Source organism: Synechococcus sp. CCY9202, assembly GCF_034931685.1.
In the GTDB taxonomy this organism is placed as follows: Bacteria; Cyanobacteriota; Cyanobacteriia; order PCC-6307; family Cyanobiaceae; genus CBW1002.
The window spans coordinates 20,821-27,715 of sequence record NZ_JAYGID010000086.1 but is presented as its reverse complement, the minus strand read 5'-3'; the positions used below and the strand labels follow the sequence as shown (position 1 = coordinate 27,715).

General features: G+C 58.4%; 7 protein-coding genes. 3 read left to right on the top strand and 4 right to left on the bottom strand.

Annotated features, from left to right (window positions below; all coding sequences use genetic code 11):
- Nucleotides 1-117: 117 nt before the first annotated feature.
- Entirely contained in the window at nt 118-1,374 is a 1,257-nt protein-coding gene (locus VB777_RS11785) for a cytochrome P450 (RefSeq protein WP_323249142.1), read from the bottom strand.
- A 46-nt stretch (nt 1,375-1,420) separates the two neighbouring features.
- On the opposite strand from VB777_RS11785, the gene VB777_RS11780 reads away from it, so the two are divergent.
- On the top strand, nt 1,421-2,320 hold the full coding sequence (locus VB777_RS11780) for a prenyltransferase/squalene oxidase repeat-containing protein (RefSeq protein ID WP_323249140.1): 900 nt from the start codon (nt 1,421-1,423) through the stop codon (nt 2,318-2,320).
- A 65-nt stretch (nt 2,321-2,385) separates the two neighbouring features.
- On the opposite strand, the gene VB777_RS11775 is transcribed toward VB777_RS11780, so the two are convergent.
- Nucleotides 2,386-2,925: a class I SAM-dependent methyltransferase gene (locus VB777_RS11775; protein ID WP_323249138.1), complete on the bottom strand. Its 540-nt coding sequence runs from the start codon at nt 2,923-2,925 to the stop codon at nt 2,386-2,388.
- 84 nt (nt 2,926-3,009) lie between these two features.
- On the opposite strand from VB777_RS11775, the gene VB777_RS11770 reads away from it, so the two are divergent.
- Together VB777_RS11770 and VB777_RS11765 are read left to right on the top strand one after the other, a co-directional pair.
- Nucleotides 3,010-3,651: a hypothetical protein gene (locus VB777_RS11770; RefSeq protein ID WP_323249136.1), complete on the top strand. Its 642-nt coding sequence runs from the start codon at nt 3,010-3,012 to the stop codon at nt 3,649-3,651.
- A 76-nt stretch (nt 3,652-3,727) separates the two neighbouring features.
- Nucleotides 3,728-4,003 (top strand): hypothetical protein, encoded by a 276-nt coding sequence (locus VB777_RS11765; RefSeq protein ID WP_323249134.1) that lies wholly within the window; start codon nt 3,728-3,730, stop codon nt 4,001-4,003.
- Nucleotides 4,004-4,050: 47 nt separating this feature from the next.
- On the opposite strand, the gene VB777_RS11760 is transcribed toward VB777_RS11765, so the two are convergent.
- Both VB777_RS11760 and VB777_RS11755 read right to left on the bottom strand, forming a co-directional pair.
- Complete coding sequence (locus tag VB777_RS11760) at nt 4,051-5,898, bottom strand: hypothetical protein (RefSeq protein WP_323249132.1); 1,848 nt, start codon at nt 5,896-5,898, stop codon at nt 4,051-4,053.
- A gap of 3 nt (nt 5,899-5,901) precedes the next feature.
- The gene (locus VB777_RS11755) at nt 5,902-6,837 is read right to left on the bottom strand and encodes a shikimate dehydrogenase (RefSeq protein WP_323249130.1); all 936 of its coding nucleotides are present in this window, start codon (nt 6,835-6,837) and stop codon (nt 5,902-5,904) included.
- Nucleotides 6,838-6,895: the final 58 nt, after the last annotated feature.

The following is a 6,895-nucleotide window of genomic DNA, read 5'->3' as shown; positions in this document are numbered from 1 at the left end:
TGAACTGAGGCAGAGAAAGACTCGGCTGGAACTGGATCCGATTCATGGCCATAGCGATCCTGACCGGTACATGCGTATTAGTCTAGGTGCTGGAAGGGCGCTGACGGAGCTTGCTACCTAATCAAGTGAGCGGATGACCTGAGCAATCACCAGCTTCATCTCGATCAGGGCCAGCGACATGCCAAGACATTTACGTGGACCCTCTCCGAATGGCCAGAATTCATAGGGCGAAAAGGTTTTTTCCAGAAAGCGTTCCGGTCGGAACGACAGGGGATCCTGGTAGATGTCCTCCCGCCGATGGGTGAGTTGCATGCATGGCACCAGTCGAGTGCCGGCAGGCAGGATATGGCCCTCAACCACAAGGGATTGTTGTAAGACTCGTGGTGTCTCCAGCGGCCCCGGATAAAGCCGCAGCACCTCGTGGCACACAGCTGTGAGATAGGGGAGATTCAGGAGGCCCTCTGGTGCGCGAGCACTCTCGACCTCCAGCTCTTTGCGCAACTGGCTCAGCACCCCTGGATTGGCGTAGATCAGCGCCAGCGCCCAGGCCAGGGCTGACGCTGTCGTCTCGTGTCCAGCAAAGAGCAGGGTGATGACCCGGTCCACCAGTCGCCGCTGCGATTGTTCCGGATCGCTGGGATCGAGATCCTGAAGCAACGTGCCGAGCACAGTGTCATCGGCCGAGGTCAACTTTTTCTCAAGATGAAGTTTTACCTCCTCGCCGATCGCCTCCTCAAGTCTTTTTCGCACTTTCACAAGTCGGTTCCAGGGACTCAGCCAGGGCAGACTCCAGGGGGGAAGAAGCAGAAAGATCACCGTCAGGAGTCGATGATTTACCAGCGCCACACTGCGAATCAGTTCATGTTTCAATTTCAATACTCCTACTGTGTCGTGGCTGCCGAGTACGAGATCGAAGATCACCCGAAGTGTTACCTCCTGGGTGAAATCTCTGGCCCTGAAGGTCGTTCCTGCTTTCCAATCCCCTGTGAGTTCATTGCAGATCTGCAGGATTTCGCTGCAGCTGCTGAGGATGCGTTCGCCCTGGAACAGGGGGGCCAACAGGCGGCGATCCTTTCGATGGTCGGCTCCATTGCGCCACTGAATGGATTGACGGCCCAGGAGGCCGACCAGCACCCGAGGACCGCGACGGGGTTGGTAGAGGCCCGGGTTGGCCGTCATGATCTGACGTACGGCTTCCGGGCTTCCGAAGAAGACCGAGGGTTGTGCTCCCTTGGATCCAAGGCTGAACGGGTCTCCGTAGCGCTGGCTCCACTGGCGCAGCGAAGGCATCGGACGAAGCAGCAACTGCAGTTGGTCGATCCAGGCGGGGCGCCCCGGTCCAGGAGGGAGTGTCATGCCGGAAGGATGGTTCACGGATCAACCTAGGTGGCATGATCCCTTTCCCCCTCCCATCAGCCCCGTGCTCGACCAGTGGGAGATTTTGCCTATGGCCCCTACTTCAGCCCGGCTTCAGTCCAGCCTTGTCAAGGGCAGGAGAGCTCTGGAGTCCCTGCAGAGCAGGGATGGCAGCTTTGCGTTTTTCCAGCAGCAGCCAATCGACCACGCCTTCATGCCTGGCGGCCCACCGACCGATCCACTGTTTGCCACGCTGACGGTTCTGTTGGCCGCAGGGGATCAGCTCTCGAAGCCCAGTCTTGAGCGGGCCGTGATGTCGATTGCAATCCGGCGGGGTGCCGATGGACACTGGAATTACGATCCTGCTCTTGGGATTCCGTCGGACTCTGACGATACGGCTTGTGCCCTGGCCGTGTTGGCCCGATTCTCTCCAGAGCAGATTCGGGTCAGCGATGCAAAGATGCTGCGTAGCTACTGGCGGAGTCCGGCTGGGCCCTTTCGCACCTGGAACAGCCAGGAGCTTCCCTGGGATCGATCGGATCGTGACGATGTGGTCGTCAACTGCAACGTGGCTTACGCTCTGAAATGTATGGGCTCTCCACTCAATAGAGCGGAGCGCCGCTGCCTGGAGTCGATGCTGAGCATGGCAGATCAGCGCTCGCGTTATTACTGTTCCGTGCTGACAGTGGGTTATGCGGCGCGGCGGGCTGGCTTTGATCCTTACCTTTCGAAGTGTGTGCGTCTTGCGAGCCCAGCCTTGTCGCTCAATTCCCTGGAGATGGCCCAGTCGCTTCTGATTGCGGGGGGCCAGGATGCATCGCTTGCCGATGCGCTGCTCACTGGCCAGGCCAGCGACGGGACCTGGCCTGCGGCCCCATGGTGCGATGGTGAGGGATTGCACCCCTGGGGTTCCCGTGCGATCACGACGGCCTTGTGCCTGGAGGCACTGCAACAGCTCAAATGATGACCTGCAGCCGGTTTAGGGTGCACTGTTCGCAATAGCCGGGACAAGGGACGATCATTGCCTGTTCAATTCTGATCGCGTCGACGGAAGATCAGCAAGGGACTGAGCTTGGTAAAGTTAGCGAAAAGCATAAATCTCCATAGAATGTCTGCAGTTTTTTCCTGCAGATATCTGGTGTATTGTTTTCCGAATCTGGCAACAATGTATTGGGGGCTCAGAGTGAGTTTTTCCGACAGCAGGGAATCGCCCCCGCTCGGGCGACGCAACTGAAGATGCTGGTGTAGTGCAAGATAAAAGACAGTATCAGATTTCTGTTTTGTTAATCCCAGCTGGGCAAGGGCATTGGGAATGGAAAGATCCTGCTCGATTACAGTGGCTTTATACTGGCAAAGTATCTGGCGTGCAGTGAGAGTGCACTGTGGATCACTGTCCACAGCCGTGACATGGGAGGCACCCACCTGCAGTGCCTCAAATGAATTCAGGCCAAAGTAACAGCCTAGATCGAGAACGCGTTTTCCTTGGCAGATGGCTCTCAGCGGCTGGAAATCGAGTGAGCGCTCCCAGTTGCTCAGGCCGATGAAGGCCTTGTGAGGCTTGTCAGCCATGATCCTTCCCAGCTATCCATACGGTAACCGGGATCAATTTCTGATAAGTCCTGTGCTAAACTTTGTTTAAAAGACGTCGTGCTAATGACCGCTAAGCCTGTGTTTCTTCTTGGCTTTGGTGCCATGAAGGCTGGCACCACGTGGCTCTATCGCTATTTGCGAGATAATGAACTCGTCTCCTTTGGTCCCTCCAAGGAGATGCATGCTTGGACGATGTACTTTGACCCGTCTCGGTCACGTATTTCCCTTAGGCTTGGCAATGCCTTGAAAGGGTATGTTTGCGCCGACGCCCGTCGTGCTGGTGTCGCCCGTGCAGAGCTTCTGCGGGAGGTGAAGCTGACATCGTTTGGACTAGACCCAAGCAGCTATCTGCGCCTTTTTCAGCAGCTCGCTGCTTCACATTCGCGCCCAGTGGCAGATATCACTCCGGATTATTCACGCTTGCATCCGCAACAGGTCTCCAGCATACGTGATTTTCTGGAGCCTCATTTCGAGCTTCGCCCCCTGTTCCTGATGCGCGATCCGGTTGACCGACTATTCTCGGATTGCAAGCATGTAGCCCGTCATCATTCAGCTGGCTCCAGCTCCGATACGGTCGTGACTGGTGTCTCTCTCTTCCGCGCCAAGCTGGACAGACGCGACCGCCTTCCGGGTGGACTTAAGGGCACCACGAAAAATCGGCCTTGTCGCGACCATTGGCCAATGCCGACGCCGGCCAGTACATGAGTCTCAATCGCTGCTTCCAAGGTAAATCGGTATTTTTCGTGGTGCCCTTAAGTCGAATTACAAACATGTTTGTGAGATGTTGGATGCGGCCTTCGGCGATCAGAAGTCATTGTATCTCTTCTATGAAGATCTCTTCTGCTCGGAGTCAATCCGGCGGGTGACGGATTTTATTGCTGTTCCATTTGTAGAACCAGATCCCCGGGTCCGTTTTAATGCCGATCCAGAGCAGATCTGCCTCGCTCCTGAGTTGATGCGAGAGGCGGTTCAAATGCTTTTGCCTGTTTATCGATTTGTGGAAGCTCGTTTTGGATCGTTGCCTCGGCGTTGGCAGGAGAATCTGAGTTTGCTCTGAACCTTCTCGGCTGTTTGGAGAACAGTCGTGTGGAATCTGTCATCAGATCAAGGCATTTGCCGCTTCAGGATCATCGGGCTTGATGCGCAGTGGGCTTCTGAAAAGGAAATCGCAGTACGCAGTAGACTTAAAGTCTTCTTGTTCTTTCCCGCTGGCCCGTCCGGGAGGATCCGCAGCGATGTGATGTGGTTCGTCGGCAAGCCATGCTCCACAACTTCGCTTGCACTGAGGCAGCACAGAGCTCGATCCAGAAGTGGTTCATTGAGCAGCAGACGGGCAGCCTGAGCTCCGTTGGCATGGTTCTGGGAAAGGATGCTTTTCTCATAGTAAACTCTGCTGCGGGTGGAATAGCCCGAACACCGCAGTTCATTAGCCAACTTCCTGGCTATCTCCTGCAGTTCTGGTTCTGATCTTTCCGCTTCGCTGATCAGGAGATGCACTTCGATTCTGCCGAGTTCTGGCAGGGTTTCCCGCAGGATCTGTTCGAAGGGTTCCAGGCCTCCTTCCCCGCCAATCTGGGGCATGCCATTCACTTCCAGCACCACGCCGCCACCCTCGAGCCAACTGCGCGCTCCGTTTTCCAGCAGCAGGTCGACTCCAGCGATGTTCAGCCTCAGAACGGCGGCACAGCGGCACGCCAGCAACAGGTTGTCTGGATGCAGGCGGGTCGGATCGATCAGAACCTGCTCTCCTCCTGTGGAAACATTGGCTTTACGTCGCAGCGGCAGAAAGATTCCCTCGGCTGGCACGCTCTCAGGTGTAAGGCCAGCTTCTGCGAGCAAGTCGAGAGCCTCGTGATCGAGATCAATGCTGAAGCGTCCATTCAAAAGATGCTCTGCCTGATGTCGCGGTGACGCCTGGACGATGGCCATCAATTCGGTCACCGTAGAGTGTCCATCTCCGCGGACACCCCCAGGGTGGCGAAGGATCACCCTGACTACTTTGCCCTCTACCACGGTGATTCGGTAGTCCAAACCCCGCACGAACTGCTGAACGAGAACCTTCTGCGAGAGGTTACGAGCTTCGGCATAGCTCTTCAGGAATTGTTCTTCCGTGCTGATGCCGGCGTTCACTCCAATGCCCCCATCCGTGTCATCCGGCTTGATCACGAGGGGATAGCCGATGGTCTGTGCGGCCTGGAGGGCTTCCTCTGCGGTGGTCACCACAAGGAAGGTGGGCACTGGAATCCCATGGCCCGTCAGCACTTCTCCTGTATGACTCTTTCTGCGGGCTATATCGATGCCGATGCCGGAGGTTTTGCAGGTGACCGTGCTTCGGAACAGGCGTGCATGGCATCCATCTCCCAGTCTGTATATCTGATTGATGTAGTTCGAGGCACGAACTCCCAGTTGGGCAGCTTTTCTGAGCAGGTGGACAGTGTTGATCCCCTGGCACCCATGGGTTTGAAATTTGCGGCGCAGCTGATCCAGTGCGGCTGTCTGGGACGTGAGGACCTGACGCTCCTGTTGTGGATGTCTCAGAAGAAGCTCGATTGTGCTTTGACTCCAAAGAATCAGTTCTTTCGCCATGTCAGGACTCCAGTAATGGATCACCAACAGGGCGTTTTCCCAGAGGGCGGGGCTCTTGGAGCCAAGGGTCATCAGGTGTTGCCACGGATAAATTGGGCAGCGGATGCCACCATGAGCCCGGTAATAGGACTCCACCAGCAGCGGCAACAGGCTGGTGCCGGCAGCATCCACGAAATGAACCTGACCTCTGTCGAAGGGTCTGCTGGCGAAGATGGCCGTCAGGGCACTGTTGACCCTTTGTTGCACCTTCTGTTCCACGATGCGCGAGCTCACCCTCGCCACCAGGGCCGGCTGTACTGAGCCGTAGGCGTATCCCGGCAGAGTCTTCGCCTGCAGCTTGATCCAGGAGCTGTTGTTCTTGTCCACGGTTCAGCTCTCGCCCTGTTTGATTTCGATTTTCAGCTGCTGCAGAGCCGCCTGTCGCATCGCCGTGACGGGCACCTCGGCCAGGCCGCTCCACAGCCGCAGGCTGGCTGCCCCCTGCTGGACCAGCATCTCCAGCCCGTCCAGGCTCTGGCATCCCCTGGCACTGGCGTTCTGGAGCAGGGCCGTGGGCCGTGGCGTGTAGATCAGGTCGTAGACGGTGCTGCCCGGCCGCAGGGTCTCCAGGTCGCCAGGGCTGAGTGGGCACCGCCGAGCTGCGTCGGGGTCAGTAGCCGAAGCCATACCCACCGGGGTGGTGTTGACCACCAGATCCGCATCGGCCAGAGCGTTCTGCAGGGCTCGGTTGCTGGGAGTCCATTGCAGCCCCTGCAGCGGTTTCGCCCAACTGCGGCAGGGGGCGAGCAGGGCCTCGAGGTGTGCGCTGCTGCGGCCGGCCACCTGAATGGCTGCACAGCCCAGTTCCACCAGACCGGCGATCACGGCTCGGGCACTGCCGCCGCAGCCCAGCACCACGGCACGCTGGCCTTGCCAGCTGCTTCCCCCCGCACGCAGGGGTGCCAGGAATCCCTCCACATCGGTGTTGTCCCCCAGCCAGCCGCCGTTCGGGAGGCGCACCAGGGTGTTGACAGCGCCCACCCGCTCGGCCAGGGGTGAGAGCTCCCGGCACAGGGCTGCCACGGCCTGCTTGTGGGGCAGGGTCACGTTGAGGCCGCGGCAGTCCATCGCTTCGAGGCCCCGCAGCACCTCGCCCAGGTGCTCGGCCGGCGTCGGTAGGGCGAGGTAGACCCAGTCGAGCCCCAGCCCCTTCAGGGCGGCGTTGTGCATCACCGGCGAGAGCGAGTGACGCACGGGATCGCCCAGCACGCCCACCAGGGAGGTGCTGCCGCTGATCGGCTGAGCGAAGCGGGAAACGAGGGCCATGGCGACAGCGCCGGAGGCCCAGACCGTAGGGATTCACAGGGCCCTGTACGGCAGCGGT